Here is a 22350-nt window from a genome sequence, read left to right on the forward strand (position 1 = left end):
TCTTAGACCCTCGACCTTGAGACGATCTGTTCAGTGACGATCTGTCTGGCCCCGCTCAGCGCTTGGGCATCATGCCTTCAAAGATGTCCACGTTCTTGTCGTAGCTGTCGAGCACTTCGACATCCAGACCGAGCGAGTGGAGTTCCTTGACCAGCACTTTGAAGGATTCGGGAATGGTGCTGCCCGACACTTCTTCGCCCTTCACGATGCTCTGGTAGGCGGCGTCGCGTCCGTCGATGTCGTCGGATTTGATGGTCAGCATTTCCTGAAGGGTGTGCGCCGCGCCGTAAGCTTCGAGCGCCCACACTTCCATTTCTCCGAAGCGCTGTCCGCCGAACTGCGCCTTGCCGCCCAGAGGCTGCTGGGTAATCAGGCTGTAAGGGCCAGTGGAGCGGGCGTGCAGTTTGTCTTCCACCATGTGGTACAGCTTCATGACGTACATGGTGCCGACGACCACAGGGCCGCTGATCGCTTCGCCGCTGCGTCCGTCGTACAAGACGCTCTTGCCGGTGCGGGCCAGTTGCATCTGTGCAGCGTCGTAATCGCCGTTGGGCGAATCGATGACGCCCGTTTTGCCAGCGCGATCCAGAACTTTTTGCTCGCGGGAGTCCAGCTCGAAGCCTTCATCCTTGCGGGCCTGCAGGCGTTCGGCAGAAGCCACTTCCAGCATTTCCTTGATGGTCGCTTCGGTCACGGAGTCGAACACAGGCGTTTCGAACTTCTGGCCGGTGAGGCGGGCCACTTCTCCAAGGTGGGTTTCCAGAATCTGGCCGAGGTTCATGCGCGAAGGCACGCCCAGCGGGTTGAACACCAGGTCGACGGGGGTGCCGTCTTCGAGGTAGGGCATGTCTTCGGGGGGCAGAATCTTGGAAACCACGCCCTTGTTACCGTGGCGGTTGGCAACCTTATCGCCCACCTGCAACTGACGCTTCTGGGCCACGTACACGCGCACCATCTCGCGCACGCCAGGCTTCAGGTCAACGCCTTCATCGCCCCGGCGGAACCGCACGGTCTTGACGACGATGCCGCCCTGACCGGACTGCACGCGCAGCGAGGTGTCTTTCACTTCACGCGCTTTTTCACCGAAGATGGAGCGCAGGAGGCGTTCTTCGGGGGTGGGTTCGGACTCGCCCTTGAAGGAGGTCTTGCCGACCAAGATGTCGCCGGGTTTGACTTCTGCACCCACGCGCACGATGCCGTCCTCGTCGAGGTCGCGCAGGGCAGCTTCCGAGAGGCCGGGAATGTCGCGGGTGATCTTCTCTGGCCCCAGCTTGGTATCGCGGGCTTCGATTTCATCTTTCTCGATGTGAACCGAGGTGTAGAAATCTTTGCGGATCAGGCCTTCGTTGATGCAGATGGCGTCTTCGAAGTTGAAGCCGTCGAAGGGCATGATGGCAATCGTGATGTTCTGGCCCAGCGCGAGGCGGCCCAGGTCGGAGGCGGGGCCGTCGGCGATGACCTGTCCGGCCTTCACTTCGTCACCCGTATCCACGATGGGATGCTGGTCGAGGTTGGTGCCCTGGTTGGAGCGGGTAAAGCGCACGAGTTCGAAGGTACGGACGTTGCCCTTCACCATTCCGGCGGTGGCAGAGTCCTCGCTGAGCGTGACCTGAATTACGCGGGCGTCCACGTAGCTCACGCGGCCCGTCACGTCGCTGACCACGCTGGTTCCGGAGTCGGTGACCACGCGGGTTTCGACGCCCGTACCCACGGCGGGGCTGTCGGCACGCACGAGCGGCACGGCCTGAGACTGCATGTTCGATCCCATGAGGGCGCGGTTGGCGTCATCGTGCTCGAGGAACGGAATAAGAGAGGTGTTGATGGACACGATCTGCTTGGGCGAAACGTCCATGAAATCGACGTCTTCATGCTCGTAGTAGGTCGGGTCGCCTTTCTTACGCGCCAGCACACGCTCTTCGGCAAAGGTGCCGTCGGTGTTCAGCGCGGTGTTGGCCTGCGCGATCACGTAGCGGTCTTCGATGTCGGCGGTCATGTAGATCACTTCGTCGCTGACGACGCCGTGGTTCACCTTGCGGTAAGGAGCCTGAATAAAGCCGAGGCTGTTGACTTTGGCATAGCTGGACAGTGAGGAAATCAGACCGATGTTCGCGCCTTCCGGCGTTTCGATTGGGCAGATGCGCCCGTAGTGCGTGCGGTGAACGTCGCGGACGTCGAAGCCTGCGCGTTCGCGGGTCAACCCGCCTGGCCCCAGTGCGGAGATTCGGCGCTTGTGACGCAAATCGGACAGAGGATTGGTCTGATCCTTAAACTGTGACAGCTGGCTGCGTCCGAAGAACTCGCGCATGGCGGCCACGATGGGACGGTTGTTGACCAGTTTGGTGGGGGTCGCAGCGTCGGGGTTGCCGAGCAGCATCCGCTCGCGCACACCACGCGCCATCCGGCCCATGCCTACGCGCAGTTGGTCGGCCAACAGTTCGCCCACCGTCCGCACCCGGCGGTTGCCGAGGTGATCGATGTCGTCTTCGGCCACAGGCACTTCCAGCGCACCCTCTTCGATCTTGACGGTTTCCAGTCCCTGCTGAAGCGCCAGCAGATAGCGGATGGTATCCACCAGTCCGGCGTCGCTGAACTTGCCGTCCACAAAGGTCAGCAGGGTGCGCTCAGGACGGTTGACGCCCAACTTGGTGTTCATCTTGAAGCGGCCCGGCTCGCCCAGATCGTAGCGGCGGGGGTCGGCCAAGAGGCCATACAGGTACTGAATCGCCTTGTCGCGCTTCGGTGGATCGCCGGGACGCAGCACTGTAAACAGGCGCAGCATGGCTTCATCGGAACCCATGCCCGCGCTCTTGTCTTCGGGCAACTCCAGGTTGGGGTCAAATTCGGTAAACAGCGCTTTCAGGCTGGCGTCGTCGTAGCCCAGCACCCGCAGCAGCATGGCCACGGGGAATTTGCGCTTGTTAACCTTCATTTCCAGCACGCCGCCGTTGGATTCGAGTTCGATCCAAGGGCCGCGCTTGGGCATCGGAATAATCGCGCCCGTGTACATCTTCTTGATGCCCTTGTAGGAGCTGGTGAAGTACACGCCGGGGCTACGGTGAATCTGCGAAATAACTACACGGTCTGCGCCGTTGATGACGAACGAGCCGTCAGCGGTCATCAGGGGCAAGTCGCCCAAGAAGACTTGGTCTTCTTTGATCAGGCCGCTGTCTTTGTGGATCAGTTGAAGCTTTGCGTACATCGGGGCCTGATAGGTGAGGTCTTTTTCGCGGCACTCTTCGGGCGTGTAGGGCACGTCTCCGAGGCGGTATTCCAGGAAATCGAGAACCAGGCCCGTGCTGCGGCCTTTCTCGGTCTCGTCAATGGGAAACACTTCGCGGAAGGCGCTTTGCAGGCCTACGTTATCGCGGGCGTCTGGTGCGCGGTCGGCTTGCAGGAACGCCTGAAAGGAGTTCATCTGCACTTCCGTCAGATTAGGAAGCGGGATTACTTCGGTGATCTCACCAAAGCGTTCGATGCGGGGCTTCTTACCAATAAAACTCATGCACACCTCGCGGGGCACCCTGATGGGAATATTGCACTCTTCCGGGGCAGAGAACAGCGCAAACGGGACAGCAACCTTTGGCTTAAACTCGCTCGCGGTTGCGTCCCAAACAATCTAATTAGTTGTGAAGTCCAGCCGGTGTTGACGCCGTACTGATTGGCACATCACTCCCGTCCAACCCATCATGGTCGGCCACAGAAGAATATAGGCTGTTTGGTGTTAGGTGTCAAGGGGTGTACGGCCAAAGGATGATCTAAGGGTCGAGGGTCTAAAAGTCTAAGAACGGCTCTCAATTCTGATCAGGGCTTTGGCCCCTCGCACTTCCAGACCAGCCTCATTTCAAGACAAGTGACTCACCCACCTTCTGTACAGTGGGGGCATGAATGTCGGTTCTATCTTTAACCAAGCGCCGTGGCTGTTTACGGTTTTTTACGTACTCAACATCTTGTTCTTGGTGCACGCCATCGCCACCCGGCGCGGCGTGATCTGGATAGCCGTGCTGGGGTTCAGCCTGTTTGTCGGTGGATTTTTGGGGCCGCTGATCTACTTTTTCTTGGAGTTTTTGCCTACGTTGCGCGGCAGTCGGCGGGCGGCCAGCAGCGCCCTGCAAAGTGGCCTGGAAGCCATCAAGCCGCTGGATACCCGCATTCGGGAAGCGCAGGAAGAACTTGCCGAGAGCGATACGCTGGCCCACCGCGCCGATCTTGCCGGGCTGCTGGCCCGTGCAGGCCGCAACGACGAAGCGCAGGCCACGCTCAATCCGCTGTTGGCAGGCATCTACGCCGATGATCCGGTGGTGCTGCTGACCAGTGCCGAACTGGATTTGGCACGCGGCAACCCCGCCGACGCCGAAGGCCGCCTGACCCGTGTAGACCTGCGAACCAGCGCCGCCACCCGCACCCGCACGCTGACGCTCTTGGCACAAGCTCAGGAAAAACAGGGCAAAATGGCTGAGGCCGACGCGACCTATGTGCAGGCCATGACGGCTGCCACCACCGAAGAACCCCGCGCCCGCTACGCCGCTTTTTTGGTCGCGCAAGGCCGCCACGAGGAAGCCGCGCAATTGCTGGAAGCCCTCGCCAGAACAGAGCGCCGCGCCACCAATCTTTATAAGCGGCAGGAGCGCGAGTGGTTTGGGCTGGCGGCAGAGTTGCGGCGCAACTTGAAGTAAACTCTGTACTCCAAACAGCTCGTCCCAGACAATGCAAAATCCCCCGGCCTTTCAGCTGGGGGATCAACATTTAAAATGTCAGAGGGTGTTGGGGATTACCAGCGGTCGTCGCGGCGGGGGCGGTCGCTGAACGCAGGTGCAGGAGCAGCCTTCGTGACAACGATGTTCTTGGCCTGGGGGCCTTTTCCGCGCTGGCCTTCTTCAACTTCGAATTCCACTTCGTCGCCTTCGTTCAGCTTCTTGAAGCCGCTGCTCTGGATGGCGCTGAAGTGCGCGAACACGTCGGGGCTGCCGGGTGTTTCGATGAAGCCAAAGCCTTTCTCTGCGTTAAACCATTTCACTTTACCTGTAGCCATCTGATACTCTCCTTGCTGCTTCCAGCATTCTCAACCCAGCGGTGTCGGGCTTGCCAAGAGCTTTTCCTGACCTGCCGTCTCAAAAGACCCACCGGAGTAGAACCCGTGGAGAATAGTGCGCCCCTCATCTACAGATAGTACTTTGTCTTACATTGTCTATAGTTAAGTCAAGAGAGGTCAAGGGGGCCAAAACCACGCGGCAAAATAGGAACCCCCAACCAAAGACGGCTGGGGGCTGCACTCCCGGTGATGCTCTTAAAACTGGTCTTGCTAGAGCGAATTTAGAAGATTACTTGAGTTCGACGCGTGCGCCAGCTGCTTCGAGCTGGGCCTTGATCTTCTCGGCTTCTTCCTTGGGCAGGCCTTCTTTCAGTGCGCCGCCCTTCTCGCTCATGTCCTTCGCTTCCTTCAGGCCGAGGCCCGTGATGGCGCGGATTTCCTTAATGACGTTGATCTTGCTCGAACCAGCGTCGATCAGGATGACGTCGAATTCGGTCTTCTCTTCGACCACTGCGGCGGCAGCGGCGGGGCCAGCGGAGGCCACGACTGCGGTAACGCCCCAAGTTTCCTTCAGGCCGTCGATCAGGTCGGCGAGTTCCATGATGGTGAGGGTGCCCAGTTGGTCGATAAGTGCCTGTTTGTCGTATGCCATGATGTCTTCCTCCGAGGATTGGTTTGGGTGGTGCTGATTGTTAAAGCAGGGGGACAGAAGGGGTCAAGACGCGCCGGAGCGGTCTTAGACGCTCGCTTCCGGGGCGCTGTCGTCGGGAGCGCTGGCTTCGGCAACAACTGCATCTGCGCTAGCGACTTCTCCATCGGCGGCGGCTGGGCTGCTGTCGGCAGGAGCGCCCGCTTCCAGCTTGGCCTTGTAGGCTTCCAGAATTCCGACGAAGCCCGACAGGTGGCTGGAGAGCACACCCACGAACTCGGCCTGAAGGCTCTGCTTGCTGCCGAGGCTGGCAAGGCGTTCGATAACTTTCACATCGACGCGGTTGCCTTCCACGAGGCCGCCTTTCATGGTGGGAATGCCTTTGTCGTTGGCCTTGGCGGCATCGCTGAGGGTCTTGGCGACTCCAGCGGGGTCTTCATGGGCCAGAACAAGGGCACTGGGGCCTTTCAGGGCGTCGGCAAAATCACGGCCACCATCCTGAAGGGCGATGTTGATCAGGGTGTTCTTGGCAACGATGAGCTGCCCACCCTTTTCGCGGATGTCTTTACGCAGTTTGCTCAGTTGCCCTGCGGTCAGGCCCTGGTAATCGACGACGTAAAACGTGTCTACTCCCGAAAGGCTGCCCCGAAGGCTGCTGAGGTTCTGCTGGTTTTTTTCGTTCGCCACGCGGTGAACCTCCTTTGTGTCGAACAAGTCCGGGTGCGGTAACTGCGCCCTGACAACTCGGCGGGATGTTTAAACTTGGCAAGAGTCCCCGCTGTCACGGAAGCCGGTCTAACGGTGATGCTGTTAAAAGGTGCAGAACGCACCGGGGTGCTGAAGTTGGCGGGGGTAGAAAGAACCTACCCCCCTAGAAATTACGCCGTAGTGAGCGAGAGGGGAATGCTCGGCCCCATCGTGCTGGTCATGAATGCGCTCCGCACAAACACGCCCTTGGCGCTACCGGGTTTGGCGGCTTCGACAGCCTGAATCAGGGCCGCGTAGTTGGCGGTCAGATTGGCAGGATCAAAGCTGGCCTTGCCGATAGGCGCGTGAACCACGCCTGTCTTGTCGTTGCGGAACTCGATACGTCCGGCTTTCAGGCCGCGCACCATGCTCGCCACGTCGGGGCCGACGGTGCCGCTCTTGGGGTTGGGCAGGAGGCCACGGGGCCCCAGCAAACGCGCAAGCTTCTGGCCCACCTGGGCCATCATGTCGGGGGTGGCAACAACAGAGTCGAACTCCATGAAGCCGCCCGCAATGCGCTCGATCAGGTCATCGCTGCCGACGACATCTGCGCCAGCGGCTTCTGCGAGCGCCACGTTTTCACCCTTGGTGATCACGGCGACGCGCACAGTGCGGCCCGTACCGTGAGGCAGGGCAACCGTTCCACGCACGTTCTGATCGCTCTTGCGAGGATCGATGCCGAGGCGGAAGTGGATTTCGACCGTTTCGTCGAACTTCGCGGTGGCGATGTCCTTAACGAGTGCGGCGGCTTCGTCGATGGTGTACTGCTTGTTGCGGTCAACCTTTTCGGTCAACGCGCGGTACCGCTTACCGTGCTTAGGCATTCGGGGCCCCCTCGATGGTCACGCCCATAGAGCGTGCCGTGCCTGCCACGGTGTACGCGGCGGCCTCGACGCTGCCTGCGTTCAGGTCGGGCATCTTGGTTTTGGCGATTTCCAGCACCTGATCCCAGTTCAGTTTGCCAACTTTGGCTTTGTTGGGGGTCGGGCTGCCCTTGGTGAGACCTGCGGCCTTGCGGATCAGGTAGCTCATGGGGGGGGTCTTGGTGATGAACGTAAAGGAACGGTCGGCGTAGATCGTGATCTCGACGGGGATGATCGCGTCACCCTTGTCGGCGGTCAGCGCATTGAACGCCTTCGTAAATTCCATGATGTTCGCGCCGTACTGACCGAGCGCGGGGCCGACTGGCGGGGCGGGTGTCGCCTTGCCTGCCGGGAGTTGGAGTTTCACCATTCCGGTAATTTTCTTCATGTCTTGCCTCCTTAGCTCCCCCAGAACGCCCTCAAATGTGGCGGTGGGGTGCTGACGCTAAGTTCTGCCTGCCCGGTAAGGAGCTTCACCCTGAGAGTGAATTGACAGCAACTTTTTGATTTTACTGCCTGTTGCCCATTTTGACTAGTGGCACAGTTTGGATGGTGCCTGACCTCAGTGGGAACAAACAGGCCTTATTTGCTGACCTGTGCGAAATCGAGTTCGACAGGGGTTTCGCGGCCAAAGATGCTGACAAGCACCTTGACCTTGGCCTGAGGAGCATTGACTTCGCTGATGATGCCGCTGAAGTCCGCAAATGGGCCGCCCGTGACCCGAACCATATCGCCAGGTTTGAGGCTGACCTTGATGCGCGGGGCTTCTTCGACGACGGGCTGAGCAGCCACGCCCACCGAGGCCAGCAGACGCTGAACCTCATCGTGAGAGAGGGGTACAGGGCGCGTGGCGGTGCCGACAAATCCGGTCACGCCGTTGGTGCCGCGCACCACTTCCCAAGACTCACCCAGTTCGCCGGGTGCGTCATCGTCTTCCACGTCCATCTGCACGAACACGTAGCCCGGAAACAACTTGCGCTTGACGGTTTCTTTCTTGCCGCCTTCACGCAGTTCTACAGCTTCCTCGCTGGGCTGCAACACCTGAAAAATCTTGGTGTAGTACATGCCCAGCTTTTTGGCCCGATCCATCAGTTGGTCTTGCACGCGGTCTTCCTGACCCACGTAGGTATGCACGGCGTACCATTCAATACTCATGTCAGCCGCCTTATGGGAGGAGCGCACGAACGGCGGTGCCGAACACGCGATCCATGAAAAACACGATCAGGGTGAGTGCCACGACGAAGATCAGCACGGCCTGCGTGCCTTCCAGCACTTGCTGGCGGGTGGGCCACGTCACGCGGGACAATTCCGCGCGGGCGTCCCGGAAGTACTGAATCAAGTTCATGCGTTCACCTGCGCCTCAAAGCCTGTACTGAGGAAAAGAAAGCTGACCCAGTGGAGCCGCTGAACCCACATACGGGTAGGGCGGCCCCAGCAGATCAGACTTTCTTCTCCTTGAAGACGACGTGCTTTTTGGCAACGGGGTCGTACTTACGCAGTTCCAGTTTGGTCTGCGTGGTGCGGCGGTTTTTGGTGGTCGTGTAGTAAAAGCCTGTTCCAGCGGTGCTTTCCATCTTCACGATAATACGGGGGCCGTCTTTCGCCATGTTCAAACTCCTTTCGCGGGGGAGGGCGCACGCACCCTGAAACCCTGCTCCCAGCACTCCGCTGCTGCGGGAAAACCGTTGGGGCTACTCCGTCCGTTCTGGTCAGGTGTCCTCTGGTTATGCTGGTAAAGAACCCGCCTTCTGGCGGGCAACATTCTAAGTATAGAGATACAGGGGGCGGGTGTCTAGGGTTGGCTTACCTTCTGAGAGCCACTCAGTTGACCTGAAGCGCCGCCCAGGCCGCCTGCACCGCCACCCCGCGCTGCACTTTCACGCCGAGGCTGGCAAAGGCTTCTTCCAAGATTCCGGCAATCGCCAGAGCGTCGTACCGGTCGGCGTAGCCCATCGTGGACACGCGGAACACGGTGTCCTCGTGCGGCGCCTGACCGGGCAGGGCGCGTTGGCCCATTTCAGCCAGGCGGGCCGAAACCTGACGCCCCGTGATTCCGGCAGGTGGGGTCAGAACGGCCACGGCGGGGCTGGTGCGGGCGGCCCACGCAGGCGCACCCAGCGCGGTTCCGGCAGCAATCAGCGCGTCGGCTTGACGGCGCTTTTCGGCCCACAGCACGTCCAAGGGCACGCACAGCAACCGCTCCAACGACAACGACAGGGCGTAGATCAGATTGATGGCAGGCGTCTGGGGCGTGCTGCCCGCCTTTTGCCCGGTCAGTTCTCGGTGCATATCGAGGTAAAAACCGCGCGGCGTGTTCTTGATCAGTCGGGTCTGAATTTCGGGAGAAAACAGTACGAAGCCGAGGCCGGGGGGCGTGGCCGTTCCCTTCTGGCTGCCCGACACGATCACGTCTACACCCCAGGCCGCCGGGCGCAATTCGGCCACGCCGTAGCTGGTGATGCAGTCGGCAATGATGATCAGGTCGGGGTTCTGGGCACGGGCCGCCCCCGAGATGGCCGCCAGATCGTGCAGCGCTCCGGTGCTGGTTTCGCTGTGGGTGATCAGCAGGGTGTGGGCATCTTTGGCAGCGTCGGCCACCTCCTCTGGGTCAAGAACTTCGCCCCAGGGTTTCGCCACGATCTGCGCGTCGTAGCCCAACCGTCCGGCCATTTCGCCCCAGCGTTCGCTGAATTTGCCGGCCTGCGCGTTCACAACTTTGGCCCCTTCCGGGACTAAGCTGACGAGTGCGCCCTCGAAGGCTCCGGTACCGCTGCTGGTGGTGATCACAGCGTCATAGGGATCGCCCAAGAGCTGCGTCAGTTTGGCGCGGGCTTCCATCAGTTTTTCGATGCCCGCCGCCGCCCGGTGGTGCATCTGAGGCTGGGCCAGTTCCAGCAATACGCGGGGATCAACCTCGACTGGGCCGGGCGCGATCAGGCGTTCCCGGTTGAGGGGGATATAGGCGGGCAAATCAGCTGTGGTCAAACCGGGGCGGGCAGCGGTATCGGTCATAGCTGCATGGTAACGGTGCGGCAGGCCCGGCGCGGTAGCCTGCCTGTATGGGCGCAACATCGGCGGCGGGCAGCACCGGCAGAATCGTGATCATCGGCGGCGTAGCAGCGGGCATGAGCGCGGCCAGCCGGGCCAGACGCTTCGATCCGGCGGCGGAAGTGGTGGTCTTCGAGCGAGGCGACTACATCAGCTACGGCGCGTGCGGCCTGCCCTACGTGATAGGCGGCGAGGTCGAAGACTTTGACGACCTGATCGCCCGAACGCCGGAACGCATGCGCGGGCAGGGCATCGGCGTCCGTACCGGGCATGAGGTGACGGGCGTGGACGCGGGGGCCGGAACCATCACTGTGCTAGACCGCGCCGCTGGACGCACCTCCACTGAACCCTTTGACCGCCTCTTGATCGCCACCGGCGTCAGCGCCGTGCGGCCCGATTGGGCACAGACCAAACTGGGCGGCGTGCATGTGCTGCGCGATATTCCAGACGGACAGGCGATTGAAGCCAGCCTGCAAGGGGCAGGCGGCAAAGCGCCCAAACGCGCCTGCATAGTGGGCGGCGGCTACATCGGGCTGGAGATGGCCGAGGCCCTGCACGCACGCGGCCTGAGCGTGGTCTTGTTGGAAAAAGGGCCGGAAGTGGCCGGGCGCATGCTGGACAAGCCATTGCAACGCCGGGTGCGCGCCGAACTGGAAGCCAAAGGCGTGGATGTGCGCTGCGGGACGTCAGTAGAAGGCTTGACCGGAGACCATCACGTGACGGGCGTGCAGACTTCCGGAGGGCTGGTGCGGGCCGATCTGGTGATCGTGGCCGTGGGCGTCAAACCCAATACCGAGCTGGCAAAAGCGGCGGGCGCACGGATTGGCAAAACGGGCGCGGTGGCGGTGAATATTCAGCAGGAAACCAGCGTGGCAGGGATTTATGCGGCGGGCGACAACACCGAAAGCCTGCACCGGGTGACAAAGCGCAAGGTGCATATTCCGCTGGGCCTGACCGCCAACCGCATGGGCCGCGTGGCAGGCGTGAATATGGCGGGCGGAGACGCCACTTTTCCCGGCATCGTGGGCACGGCCATTTTCAAGGTGTTCGAATTGGGCGCGGCCCACACCGGACTGACGCAGGCCGAGGCCGAGGCGTTAAGCCTGAACGCCGTGAGCGTGGACGTGGACAGCACCGACCACGCCGGGTATTACGGCGATTCGCGCCCGATTCATGTGCGCCTGACCGCCGAAGTGGGCACGGGAAGGCTGCTGGGCGTGCAGTTGGTCAGCCCGCGCCACATCAGCGTGAAGCGGGTGGATGTGGTGGCCGCCCTGCTGCACCGCCGCAGTACCGTTCAACATCTATTCGACACTGACCTTGCCTACGCCCCGCCCTTTTCTGGTGTGTGGGACGTGTTGCTGGTGGCCGCCGACAAGCTGAACCGCAAGGTTCGGGACGCTTGAGCCTGGGCAGGCGGGCTGCTTTTGAGCCTGCTGTTAAAGCAACGCTCCACACCGAGCATTAACATTCCTGACATTTCCGGCTTAGAATCGGGTGCTTCAACTCCAACTCACTGCTGTTTTCCAAGGACGCTATGAAACGAACCCTGTTGACCCTCACTTTGCTGGCGGGCCTCGTGGCCTGTACGCCCGTCCCCACGCCCACTCCCGAACCCACGCCAAACGGCACCGCGCCCATCGTGGCCCTGACTATCAACGGCATCGGCACGCAAGTTTTGGGCAGCAGCCTGAAAGTCGTGAGCGGCAGTTTGACCGCGCAGGACACGGCAGCCCTGACCTTTACGCTGGACAGCGTTCATACGTTTACGGCCACCGTGAATGGGCAGGATACGCGCCACTTCCACGCCGCTTACCGGGTGGGCAATGCAGGCAGTGCGCCGCTGGCCTTTGTGCCCGTGAGCCTGTCGGACGATTCGGGGGTGGAAGGCCTGGGCAGCCCCCTGACCGAAGGCAACACGCCCTACACGCTGATTAAGTTGTTCAACGGCACCTCTGCGCCTGCTTACGCCTCATCGTTGACGCTGGGACAACCCAAAACCTTTAATGCGGCTACAGGCCTGGTCGAAGACGTGACGACCCCTGGCGCGAGCGCCTACAACGACGTTGCTCTGACCACCACAGGCGCGAAGAGTCCGGCGGGCACTGTCGTAGGCTATCCGGCGGGTACCTTCGCAGCAGGAACCTACACCGGAAAAGCCTTCGTGACGCAGGGCGGCGGCGATACCCGCCCCCTGAACGTCGGCCTGACCCTCAACCGCACCGCTCACCCCGGTGCTGAACCCTTCTCGGTGACGCTGCTGCTGGCCGCCGTAGAAACTGCACCAACCGCCGCCACACCACTGACCCTGCCCACACGGAGCCAACACTAATGCCCACCAAACGCCTGATTCTTGCCGGACTCTTGGCCCTGACCGCCTGCGGCCAACCCAACGTGCAGACGCCTGCGGCCAATCAGCCCAACGCCAGCCAACCCAGTGCCAATCAGCCGGGCCGCGCTGCTCCAACCAGCCTTGGAATATACGAACTGCGGGTCACGGACGCCACTTCTGCCACGCCCACCATCAGCGTGCAGGCCGTGAAGGGACTCGCTCCGCAGGCCACCGACGTTACCGACCTGCTGTACACGCCGCTCTCGGCGGGCACGCTGACCGATGAGGCGAACCGGGTGCGCTACCTGCGGGCCTCCTTCCGGGTGAAAAACACCGGAACCGCCACGCTGACGGCCCCCACCTTCGTGCCCGTAGATACGGCGGGCGGCGACGCGACCAACACGGCCACCGTCTCCTCTACCCCATTTAAGGATGTGAAGCGGTTTGACGGCTCCCCCGTACCCGACGCCCGTGCATCCGCGCTGAAACCCGACACGGCCCGCGAACTGACCTATGTGGGCAGCGTTCCCACCTTTGCGCCCGACCCTAAAGCGACGCCGCTGGTCACCGGGCTGAATACGGGCGACCTGACCGTGACCCTGCCCGCTGGCCTGCAAGTCGCGGGCGTGGCGCATCAGGGCTGGCAGAGTATGTCCACCCTCGCGCCCGGAGCCGAAACGGTGGTCACCTTTGCCACCCAGATTCCGATGGCCGCCACCGCCGCCGAAGACCCGTTCGCCTTCAGCCTCGTGTTCAGCGCCACCGACAACCCCGGCACCATTGCCCTGAACAACATCGGAGCCGTACAGGGCAGCACCCCCAGCGGCAACGCGCCCAGCCCCCTGACCGGAGCCGTGAACGTGGAGGGTGTGGTGACCAGCAATCTGGTGGCCGGAACCCTGCGCGGCTTTTTTGTGCAGGAAGAAGGGATAGACGCCGACAACGACGTCCAAACCAGCGACGGCGTGTTTATTTTCTGCGGCTCTACGGGCGGCAACTGCCCCACCCTGACCACCGGCGACCGCGTGCGCGTGACCGGAAACGTGAGCGAATTCGTGACCGCCACGCAGATCAGCCCCGCCAGTGCAGCTGACGTGACTGTGCTGGCCAGCGGCACCGCCCTGCCCGCGCCGCAAACCCTAACCTTACCCCTGCCTGTAGCCGAGCGCGAACGCTTCGAGGGCATGCTGGTCACCGTCAGCGGCACCGTGACCAACAACTTCACGCTGGGACGAGGCGGCAGCTTTGATCTGGCCGACGAGCGCCTGTACACCTTCAGCCAGATCAACGCGCCCAGCGTCAGCGGACTGGCGGCCTTTAACGCCAACCTTCCCAACCGCTTTATTCGGATTGACGACGGCACACGGGCACAGAACCCCAACCCGCTGATTTTTGGGCGCGGCAACCAACCCCTGAGCGCGGCCAACACCCTGCGCGGCGGCGATACGGCCACCGCAACGGGCGTGCTGAGCTACAGCAACGATGGCTGGACGGGCAGCGGCAGCCTCGACACCTACCGTATTCATGCCACCGCCGCCAGCACCACCATTACTGCCACCAACCCGCGCCAGCCCGTGCCCGAAGCTGTGGGCGGAAGCCTGCGCGTGGGCAGCATGAACGTGCTGAACTACTTCACCACGCTGCTGACCACCAACACTGGCTGCACCCCCAACGGCATAGGCAGCACGGCACGCGGGGCCAACAATTGCGACGAATTCCTGCGCCAGCGGGCCAAAACCGTAGATTCTATCCGCAAGCTGAACGCTGATGTGCTGGGCATTCTGGAGATGCAGAACGACTACGCCAAAGGTGCCAACAGCAGCCTCGCCAATCTGGTGAATGCGCTGAACGACCCGGCCACCGGCGGCACGGCGGGCGCTTACGCCTACCTCAATTCAGCAGCCAACATCGGCACCGACGCGATCACGGTTGCCATGATCTACAAACCCGCCGCCGTGACCCCGGTGGGCAATCTGGCGATTCTGGACAGCACCTTCGACCCGGCCTATATAGACACCTGCAACCGCCCCACGCTGGCGCAGACCTTCCAGAGCAATGCCAACGGCGGGCGCTTTACGGCGGCTATGGCCCACCTGAAAAGCAAGGGCAGCCCCTGCGCGGGCGACACCGATCAGTTGGACGGCCAGGGGGCCAGCAACGCCACGCGCCTCGCTGCCGCCGACGTGATCACCAAGTGGCTGGAAACCAATCCCACCGGTGTGGCCGACGCAGACCGCATCCTGCTGGGCGACCTGAACGCCTACCGGATGGAAGACCCGATCATGCGCCTGTTGCGCGGGGCCGACAACACGGCGGGCAACGCCGACGATCTGGTGAGCGTGTTTGGCCCCGAAAGCTACTCCTATCAATTTGACGGCACGTGGGGCAGCCTCGATCACGCCATCGTGAGCCAGAGCCTGAACGGGCAACTGACGGGCAAGACCAAGTGGCACATCAACGCCGACGAACCTGTGATTCTGGACTACAACACGGAATTCAAGGCTGCCGATCAGCAGGCGTCCTTCTTCGCGCCCGACGCCTTCCGCAGCAGCGACCATGACCCCGTGCTGGTGGGCCTGAACCTAACGGCAGACGCACCTATTACTACGCCGATTGCCAGCCTGACCCTGACGCCAGAAGCGGGCAGCGCCACCGTAACAGTGGGCGGCGTGGCAGCAACCCAGAGCTTTACAGCCAGCAACGTGAACGCCAGCGGCCCCATCACCGTGACCGTGACGCCCACCGGCGGCGCACCCGCCATCGTGACCGTACCCGCCACCGTTGCCAGCGGCGCGGCCTTTAATGCCACCGTTTCAGCTCCGGCTGGCACGGCCCCCGGCAGCTACCAGTACACCATCACGGCCCGCAATGGCCTTCTCAGCGACAGCAGCACCCTCAACGTGACCGTGAACCCGGCGGCGGCAGTGGCAGGCGGCGCACTGGTCATCCGTCAGGTGTACGGCGCGGGGGGCAACACTGGCGCTCCGTTCCTCAGCGACTTTGTGGAACTGTTCAACCGCAGCAAGCAGCCCGTCAGCACCGCAGGAATGAGCGTACAGTACGCTTCGGCGGCAGGCACCTTCGCTGCAACGGCCACCGCTTCCATCGCCCTGCCCACCTTTAATGTGCAGCCCGGCCAATCCTTCCTGATCCGTATGTCGGACGGTGCAGGCCCAGCGGCGGCCCTGCCCACGCCTGACGCCAACTTTACGGGCACGGGTGTGGCGATGTCGGGCACCAACGGCAAAGTCGCGCTGGTCGGCAATGCGGTAGCGATTACCGGACTGGCCGATCCCGACGTGCTGGACTTCGTGGGCTACGGCAGCGCCAACGCCTTTGAAGGCAGCGCGGCGGCTCCGGCCCTGAGCAGCACCACTGCCGCCACCCGCGCCGGAAACGGCTGCACCGACGCCAACAACAACGCCAGCGACTTTGCGGCGGCAGCGCCCACGCCCCGCAACAGCGCGAGTCCGGTGACTCCTTGCCCCTGAGTTGAAGCTTGAGCCCATGACCGCCGTGCCCTGTATGGGTGCGGCGGTTTTGCTGTGCCTCTAGACGCTGGGTGCGCTACCGTTTCCCCATGACCAACCCCGTGACCCTGATTACTGGCGCAACTGGCGGCATCGGTGCAGCTCTCGCCCGCGCTCTGGCTGGCGCACACGACCTGATTCTAGTAGGCCGCGACCCGGCCAAGCTGGAAACTTTGCACGGCGAAGTGGGCGGCCAAACGTTATCTCTCGACCTGACTCGGCCCGACACATTTGCGGGGGCGGTGGCCGGACTGGGGCGCGTGACCAACCTGATTCATAACGCCGGAGTGGTGGAATTGGGCGCGGCGGCCGAACAGAATCACGCGGTCTGGACGCACACGCTGGCCGTAAACGTGGTCGCCCCTGCGGAATTGACCCGGCTACTGCTCCCGCAAGTGCGCTCAGAGCGCGGAACCATCGTTTTTGTGAACAGCGGCGCGGGCCTGCGGGCCAATGCCGAATGGGCCAGTTACGCCGCCAGCAAGCACGCCCTGAAAGCCCTGGCCGACGCCCTGCGCGACGAGGAAGCCCCTCACAGCGTGCGCGTCACCAGCCTGTATCCGGGCCGCACCGCCACCGAAATGCAGCGCAAGGTGCGTGGGCAAGAGGGGACAACGTACGACCCCGCTGCCTTCGTACAGGCCGAAACAGTGGCCGACGCCATCCGCACCGTATTGAACTTGCCCCGTGACGCCACCATGCCCGACCTCAGCATTCGTCCGGGGCCGCGTTGATTCCAGTACGCGCCGTTTTGTTCGATCTGGACGGCACCTTGCATGACCGGAACGCCACTGTGCAAGGCTGGCTGAGCGGGCATATAGAACGGTTTGGTCTGCCTGCCGGATATGCCCAGCGGTTTACCGAGTTGGATGACTTCGGGTATCGACCCAAGCGGGAAGTCTTCCCAGCCTTGATCGGGGAATTTGGCTTGCTGCACGACACCGAACACTTGCTCCAAGACTTTACCGCGCATTTTCTGACTGCTCCGGCCCTCATGCCCTACGCGGTAGATATGCTTGGTGAGTTGCGAGCGGCTGGAGTCCGAGTCGGCGTAGTCACCAATGGCTGGAAAGACGTGCAGACCGCCTGTTTGGAAGGCTGTGCACTCTGGCCCCTCGTAGATGATGTCGTGATCAGCAAAGATGTGGGGCTGAGCAAACCTGACCCGCGCATCTATACGCTGGCGCTGGAGCTGTTGGGCGTGTCGGCGGCGGAAACGTGGTTTGTAGGCGACTCGCCCAAGAATGACGTGTGGGGGCCGCAGCAAGTCGGAATGCGGGCGGCCTTCTTGCCCACCGGACACGGGCTGAATGGTGAAACGCCAGACGCCGTGCTGAATGACTTGCGAGATGTGTTGCGGCTAGACGGACTACCTGTCCACCCGCGCTAGCATGCCCCTCGTCATGCCTGTTTCTCCCCTGCCTCCCACCGACTTGCCGATTGCCGAAGTGATTCCGGCAGTGCGGGCGGCGTTGCAACACACGGCGTTGGTGGTGGTGCAGGCCCCGCCCGGCGCGGGTAAAAGCACGGCGTTGCCGCTGGCCTTGCTGGACGAACCCTGGCTGGCGGGTCAAACCATCGTCATGCTTCAGCCTCGGCGGGTGGCAGCGCGGGCGGTGGCTTCCCGCATGGCCGAAACGTTGGGAGAGGAAGTGGGCCAGAGCGTGGGCTACCGCGTGCGCTTCGAGTCGCGGGTGTCGGCGGCCACGCGCATAGAAGTCGTGACCGAGGGCATTCTGACCCGCCGATTGCAGCGCGACCCTGAACTGGCGGGCGTGGGGCTGGTCATTCTGGACGAGTTTCACGAACGCAGCCTGAACGCCGACCTTGCGCTGGCCCTGCTTCGGGAAGTGCAGGGAGCCTTGCGCGACGACCTGCGCGTGCTGGTCATGAGTGCCACACTAAATGCCGACCTGCCCTCACGCCTGAATGCGCCGCTGATCGAGAGCGCGGGGCGGGCTTACCCGGTGGAGGTGCGCTACCTGAATGCCGACCCGGTTGGGCGAGTAGAAGACGCGGTGGCGCGGGCCGTGCGCTCGGCGCTGGAGACCGACCCCGGCGACATTCTGGCCTTCCTGCCGGGCGTGCGCGAGATTCGTGGGGCGGCGGGGCAGTTGGCCGATCTGGAAACTTCGGGGATTGCGATCTTGCCCCTCTACGGAGATTTGCCTTTGGCCGCGCAACGGCGGGCGCTCTTGCCTGACCCAAATGGGCGGCGCAAAGTGGTTCTCGCTACTTCTATTGCCGAAACCAGCCTGACCATCGCCGGCGTGCGGGTGGTCGTAGACGGCGGGCAGAGCCGCACCCAGCGCTTCGACCCGGCATCGGGCCTGTCGCGGATGGTGACGGGGCGGGTCACGCGGGACAGCGCCACGCAGCGTGCAGGACGGGCCGGACGCACTGCACCGGGGGTGGCTTACCGCCTGTGGAGCGAGCGCACCCACGCCCTGTTGCCCACCGCCAGCCTGCCAGAAGTGCTGGAAGCCGACCTTGCCCCGCTGACGCTGGAATTGGCGCAGTGGGGCACGCCCGACCCTACAGCGCTGCACTGGCTGGACGTGCCGCCCGCGCCCCGTGTGGCTCTGGCCCGCACGCTGCTGCACGATCTGGACGCACTGGACGGGGCTGGACGCGTCACACCAGTCGGGGCGAGACTGCTGGACTTTCCCACGCATCCCCGGCTGGCGCACCTGCTGAATGGAGCCGAAGATGGGGCACTGGCCGCTGACGTGGCCGCCCTGCTGGAAGAACGCGATCCCTTGCCGCCCGGTTCCGGGGCCGACCTGACCGACAGAGTGGCGGCGCTGCGGGCCTGGCGACGGGGCGAGCGCACAGCAGCAGACGTAACTGTGCTGGAGCGGGTGGAACGCTTATCGAAACAGTGGCGCACGTTGCTGAAGGTGCGGCCCGATTCCAGCCCCCCAGACGGGTACGACGTGGGCGCACTGGTGGCGCTGGCCTACCCGGAGCGGGCGGCACTGGCACGGGAGGATGGACGCGGGCGCTTTCTGCTGGCGGGCGGGCAGGGCGCGGCTTTGCCCGAAGGCGACCCGCTGGCCGGAGCCTTGGCATTGGCGGTAGCCCATCTGGACGCGACACCCGGAGCGGCGGCTAAAGCGTCTGGCAGCGCCGAGGGCCGGATTTTTCTGGCCGCCCCATTAGACCGCGCTGCACTGGAAGCCCGCGCCGAAGCCGCCGATGTGGTGCGCTGGGATTCCCGCACGGGCACGCTGCTGGCCGAGCGGCAGCAGCGGGTGGGCGCATTGATCCTAAGCAGCCAACCCCTGCGCGATTTGCCTGCCGGGGCGCGGGCCGGGGCATTGACCGGAGCCATCCGCGCCGAGGGAATGCATCTGCTGAATTTCTCGCCGGAAGCCGCGCAACTCCGCGCCCGTGTGGAGTCGGTGCGGCACTGGCGCCCCGCAGAAGACTGGCCTGATTTGTCGGATACGGCGCTGCTGGACACGCTGGAAACGTGGCTTGGCCCAATGCTAGGGAGCGCCCGCAGCCGCGAGGATTTGAACCGCATTCACTTGCTGGCCGCGCTGCAAGCCCTCTTGCCCTGGCCGCTGCCCGCGCAACTGGACGAGTTGGCCCCCACGCACCTGAGCGTGCCCACCGGGAGCCGCATCCGGCTGGAGTACCGCCCCGGCGACGCGCCCATTCTGGCGGTGAAGTTGCAGGAATTGTTCGGGCTGGCCGAGACGCCCACCGTGAATGGGGGCCGGACGCCGGTGCTACTGCATCTGCTGTCGCCCGCCGGACGGCCCGTGCAGGTCACGCAGGATTTGCGCTCGTTCTGGAATTCCAGCTATTTCGAGGTTCGCAAGGACTTGCGGGGCCGCTATCCCAAGCACCCCTGGCCCGATGATCCCTGGACACACGCGCCGATGAAGGGCACCAAAAAACGGGGCGTGTAGCGGGGCCAATCACAGCAGGAAGCTAACGTGGGCGGAGTGGCTGGCGCTGTTTGCGGCGTGTGGATTGGTCGTTCAGCACGAGGAGAGCTGGACTTCCCGGTATGGCTTGAGGGTGGCGCATACGCTGTTTGTGGTGGGGAAAGGGAGTGGCGGTGGAAGGTGAACCCCCCGTTGCTCATGCAATGCACCCTTCGAGGGGAGGCTGGCTGCGAAGCAGACTGGGGGGTTTGCTCGGATAATTGCCCCTCACACCGCAGGCGGACTGATACGCCCGGCTGCCGTTTCGCGCCGCCCGCTGGCAGGCACCAATTTGCCCGCCTGACCCAGTCCGAACGCGGGCATGTCCACATACACCGTTTCGTATTGGCCCGCTGCCACACGGTAAGTTTCGTGCCAGATGCCGACTGCACCTTTAGCTCTGCGGGCGTTTTGATTGAAGGCCCGCCAAGCCGGGAGATGCTCGTTCTGACGCGACTGGGCATAAGCGTTCAGATGTTCGGTGCTGCGCCAATACTGAATGAGTGTCAGGCCCGCAAAGCGCCCTCCCAACAGGCCCATTTCTGGATGTTCCGCCAATTCCTTGAGCATCTTGGGCATGGCCCGGAACACAGGCAACCACGCGGAAATCCTCCACAGAGTATTGATGCGGAAGCCGATCAGAAAGACCACAAAATCGCCTTCGAGTTCTGCCGTGAGCCGTGTTGTGGGGTTCATTTAGCTTTCTCCTTCGCCGCAAGCCACCATCCATTCTGAATGGTCTATTTTGGACGGTATGAAGTGAGTGTATGCTCTGGTTATGTCAGATGCAAGTCCTGTTGCGATTCCTGCGGCTGCCGATGAGCAGGCCAGCCTTGGCCCGTCGGCCTACATCGTGCTGGGGCTGTTGGGTCAGTGTGGCCCCGGCACTTCTTACGATCTCAAGCGCTGGGCCGACGAATCGGTGGGGTATTTCTGGACATTCCCGCGCTCTCAGCTCTACGCCGAACCTCAACGCCTCGTGGGATTGGGCCTGCTTGCAGAAACGCAGGAAGACGGCGGGCGGCGCAAACGCACCTACAGCATCACGCTGGCCGGGCGTTCGGCGCTCGCGCACTGGCTGGCGCATCCGGCCGGGTTTCCCGAACTGCGCGACGCTGGCCTTCTCAAGCTATTTTTTGCGGGGCAGGGGCCGCCAGACCTCCTGCCGCAACTGGCGCAGGAGCAGTTGGACTTACACCGCGCCCGCTTAGCCGAGTACGAGCATCAGGCGGCGTGTGTGCCCGAGGGCAGCTTTGAAGCCCTGCCGCTGCGGATGGGGCTGCTCTACGAACGAGCGAGCTTGGCATTTTGGGCCGAATTGCTGGCTTGAGCATCGGCCCTCATTCGGGATCTTGGTCAGAGGAAAGGCGTGCTAGACAGATAAATTAAGCTCTAAGGCCACCAGATGACTACGTTTGGATAGTCTACACAAACCAGCAACAACCCCGCCTACCGAATACACGGCAAGCGGGGCTATGGGGTTCTAACTCTTACAGCATCCGGGCAATCGCGCCGCCCAGCAACATCAGACCAAAGAGGGCCAACATGACCAATCCGGTCTGGCGGGGCGTGGGAGGACTCACGCCGCCTGCCCGGTGCCCTGGCTGGGGTGAATACTGCCCAGCGCAGCTTTCAGGTGCTTGTACACTTCGCGCTGAAGGTCAAGGTCTTCGGGCAACTCGTAGCGCAGTTGCTCCATCGCCTGAACCAGATGCGCTCCACCGGGGCTGCGTTCGTGGTCAGGGCGTGCCCATTCGGGCAGTTCGGGCGGGGTCACAGGTTCGCGGCGGCTGTCGTTCCAGTCGGCCCAGACTTTGGGCAGGTCGTACAGGTAACGGCCAATCCCGAAATGCACGGCGCAGCGCTTCAGGGCGTCGCTACTGGCGGCCTTCAACGTGCCGAGGTCGCCTTCCGGGGCCTCTCCGATATCTTCACGAATGACGCCCAGCACGGTCAGGCGGCCCTTCACGGTGGGGCGGGCGGCTCCAGCGATCACTTCGATTTCAAACATCCAACCATCGGGGCAGATGGCGTCGAGGCGGTCTTGTACGGCGCGGGCGTCCACGTGGGCGAGCATCAGGGCGCGGCTGCGGTCTTTGGTAAAGGCCTGAGGTTTCCACGCCACCACATGAGCGGGAAACGGGGCTTGGAGTCGTTTCTGAACATCGCTCAGCTTCATGCATTTAGTCTATAACAGAATACGATTACGGTCAA

19 protein-coding genes and 1 pseudogene are annotated in these 22350 nt (G+C 62.8%); 8 read left to right on the top strand and 12 right to left on the bottom strand.

Annotation, left to right across the window (positions count from 1 at the left end):
• Nucleotides 1–55 precede the first annotated feature (55 nt).
• Nucleotides 56–3502, bottom strand: coding sequence for a DNA-directed RNA polymerase subunit beta (locus M1R55_RS03415; protein WP_249393331.1), 3447 nt, complete (start codon nucleotides 3500–3502; stop codon nucleotides 56–58).
• 379 nt (nucleotides 3503–3881) lie between these two features.
• Between M1R55_RS03415 and M1R55_RS03420 the strand changes: the two genes are divergently transcribed.
• Nucleotides 3882–4673 carry a hypothetical protein gene (locus tag M1R55_RS03420; RefSeq protein ID WP_249393332.1) on the top strand — a complete coding sequence of 264 codons (792 nt, stop codon included), beginning with the start codon at nucleotides 3882–3884 and terminating at the stop codon, nucleotides 4671–4673.
• A gap of 95 nt (nucleotides 4674–4768) precedes the next feature.
• Here M1R55_RS03420 and M1R55_RS03425 read toward each other — a convergent pair whose 3' ends face one another.
• The 9 genes and pseudogenes from M1R55_RS03425 to M1R55_RS03465 all read right to left on the bottom strand — a co-directional run bounded on the left by M1R55_RS03425 (nucleotide 4769) and on the right by M1R55_RS03465 (nucleotide 10300).
• Entirely contained in the window at nucleotides 4769–5029 is a 261-nt protein-coding gene (locus M1R55_RS03425) for a cold-shock protein (protein ID WP_019012057.1), read from the bottom strand.
• 289 nt (nucleotides 5030–5318) lie between these two features.
• Nucleotides 5319–5681 (bottom strand): 50S ribosomal protein L7/L12, encoded by a 363-nt coding sequence (gene rplL, locus M1R55_RS03430; protein ID WP_249393333.1) that lies wholly within the window; start codon nucleotides 5679–5681, stop codon nucleotides 5319–5321.
• A gap of 192 nt (nucleotides 5682–5873) precedes the next feature.
• A pseudogene (rplJ, locus tag M1R55_RS03435) lies at nucleotides 5874–6365 on the bottom strand (50S ribosomal protein L10); the annotation flags it as partial.
• A gap of 191 nt (nucleotides 6366–6556) precedes the next feature.
• On the bottom strand, nucleotides 6557–7249 hold the full coding sequence (rplA, locus tag M1R55_RS03440; RefSeq protein ID WP_249393334.1) for a 50S ribosomal protein L1: 693 nt from the start codon (nucleotides 7247–7249) through the stop codon (nucleotides 6557–6559).
• Nucleotides 7242–7676 (bottom strand): 50S ribosomal protein L11, encoded by a 435-nt coding sequence (gene rplK / locus M1R55_RS03445; RefSeq protein WP_249393335.1) that lies wholly within the window; start codon nucleotides 7674–7676, stop codon nucleotides 7242–7244. Before rplK ends, rplA begins: the two co-directional genes overlap by 8 nt.
• A gap of 194 nt (nucleotides 7677–7870) precedes the next feature.
• Nucleotides 7871–8443 (bottom strand): transcription termination/antitermination protein NusG, encoded by a 573-nt coding sequence (nusG, locus tag M1R55_RS03450; RefSeq protein WP_064014050.1) that lies wholly within the window; start codon nucleotides 8441–8443, stop codon nucleotides 7871–7873.
• Between the two features lie 10 nt (nucleotides 8444–8453).
• Nucleotides 8454–8633 (bottom strand): preprotein translocase subunit SecE, encoded by a 180-nt coding sequence (secE, locus tag M1R55_RS03455; RefSeq protein WP_136364425.1) that lies wholly within the window; start codon nucleotides 8631–8633, stop codon nucleotides 8454–8456.
• A 94-nt stretch (nucleotides 8634–8727) separates the two neighbouring features.
• Nucleotides 8728–8895: a 50S ribosomal protein L33 gene (rpmG, locus tag M1R55_RS03460; protein WP_019012050.1), complete on the bottom strand. Its 168-nt coding sequence runs from the start codon at nucleotides 8893–8895 to the stop codon at nucleotides 8728–8730.
• A 214-nt stretch (nucleotides 8896–9109) separates the two neighbouring features.
• Nucleotides 9110–10300: an aminotransferase class V-fold PLP-dependent enzyme gene (locus M1R55_RS03465; RefSeq protein WP_249393336.1), complete on the bottom strand. Its 1191-nt coding sequence runs from the start codon at nucleotides 10298–10300 to the stop codon at nucleotides 9110–9112.
• Nucleotides 10301–10347: 47 nt separating this feature from the next.
• Between M1R55_RS03465 and M1R55_RS03470 the strand changes: the two genes are divergently transcribed.
• The 6 genes from M1R55_RS03470 (at nucleotide 10348) to hrpB (ending at nucleotide 20118) form a co-directional block, all read left to right on the top strand.
• A complete protein-coding gene (locus M1R55_RS03470) occupies nucleotides 10348–11742 on the top strand; it encodes an FAD-dependent oxidoreductase (protein ID WP_249393337.1) in 1395 nt (464 codons plus the stop codon).
• A gap of 131 nt (nucleotides 11743–11873) precedes the next feature.
• Nucleotides 11874–12668 carry a hypothetical protein gene (locus tag M1R55_RS03475; protein ID WP_249393338.1) on the top strand — a complete coding sequence of 265 codons (795 nt, stop codon included), beginning with the start codon at nucleotides 11874–11876 and terminating at the stop codon, nucleotides 12666–12668.
• Nucleotides 12668–16159: an ExeM/NucH family extracellular endonuclease gene (locus M1R55_RS03480; RefSeq protein ID WP_249393339.1), complete on the top strand. Its 3492-nt coding sequence runs from the start codon at nucleotides 12668–12670 to the stop codon at nucleotides 16157–16159. The genes M1R55_RS03475 and M1R55_RS03480 overlap by 1 nt, the downstream gene beginning before the upstream one ends.
• Before the next feature lie 89 nt (nucleotides 16160–16248).
• Nucleotides 16249–16932, top strand: coding sequence for an SDR family oxidoreductase (locus M1R55_RS03485; RefSeq protein ID WP_249393340.1), 684 nt, complete (start codon nucleotides 16249–16251; stop codon nucleotides 16930–16932).
• Nucleotides 16929–17588, top strand: a complete 660-nt coding sequence (locus M1R55_RS03490; RefSeq protein WP_249393341.1) for an HAD family hydrolase — start codon at nucleotides 16929–16931, stop codon at nucleotides 17586–17588. The genes M1R55_RS03485 and M1R55_RS03490 overlap by 4 nt, the downstream gene beginning before the upstream one ends.
• A gap of 13 nt (nucleotides 17589–17601) precedes the next feature.
• On the top strand, nucleotides 17602–20118 hold the full coding sequence (hrpB, locus tag M1R55_RS03495; RefSeq protein ID WP_249393342.1) for an ATP-dependent helicase HrpB: 2517 nt from the start codon (nucleotides 17602–17604) through the stop codon (nucleotides 20116–20118).
• A 246-nt stretch (nucleotides 20119–20364) separates the two neighbouring features.
• Here hrpB and M1R55_RS03500 read toward each other — a convergent pair whose 3' ends face one another.
• A complete protein-coding gene (locus M1R55_RS03500) occupies nucleotides 20365–20832 on the bottom strand; it encodes a DUF4188 domain-containing protein (protein WP_249393343.1) in 468 nt (155 codons plus the stop codon).
• Between the two features lie 82 nt (nucleotides 20833–20914).
• Here M1R55_RS03500 and M1R55_RS03505 point away from each other — a divergent pair, with 82 nt between their 5' ends.
• A complete protein-coding gene (locus M1R55_RS03505) occupies nucleotides 20915–21466 on the top strand; it encodes a PadR family transcriptional regulator (RefSeq protein WP_249393344.1) in 552 nt (183 codons plus the stop codon).
• 249 nt (nucleotides 21467–21715) lie between these two features.
• Here M1R55_RS03505 and ddrA read toward each other — a convergent pair whose 3' ends face one another.
• Nucleotides 21716–22315 (bottom strand): single-stranded DNA-binding protein DdrA, encoded by a 600-nt coding sequence (gene ddrA, locus M1R55_RS03510; protein WP_249393345.1) that lies wholly within the window; start codon nucleotides 22313–22315, stop codon nucleotides 21716–21718.
• Nucleotides 22316–22350: the final 35 nt, after the last annotated feature.

Source organism: Deinococcus sp. QL22, from assembly GCF_023370075.1.
Taxonomy (GTDB): Bacteria; Deinococcota; Deinococci; order Deinococcales; family Deinococcaceae; genus Deinococcus.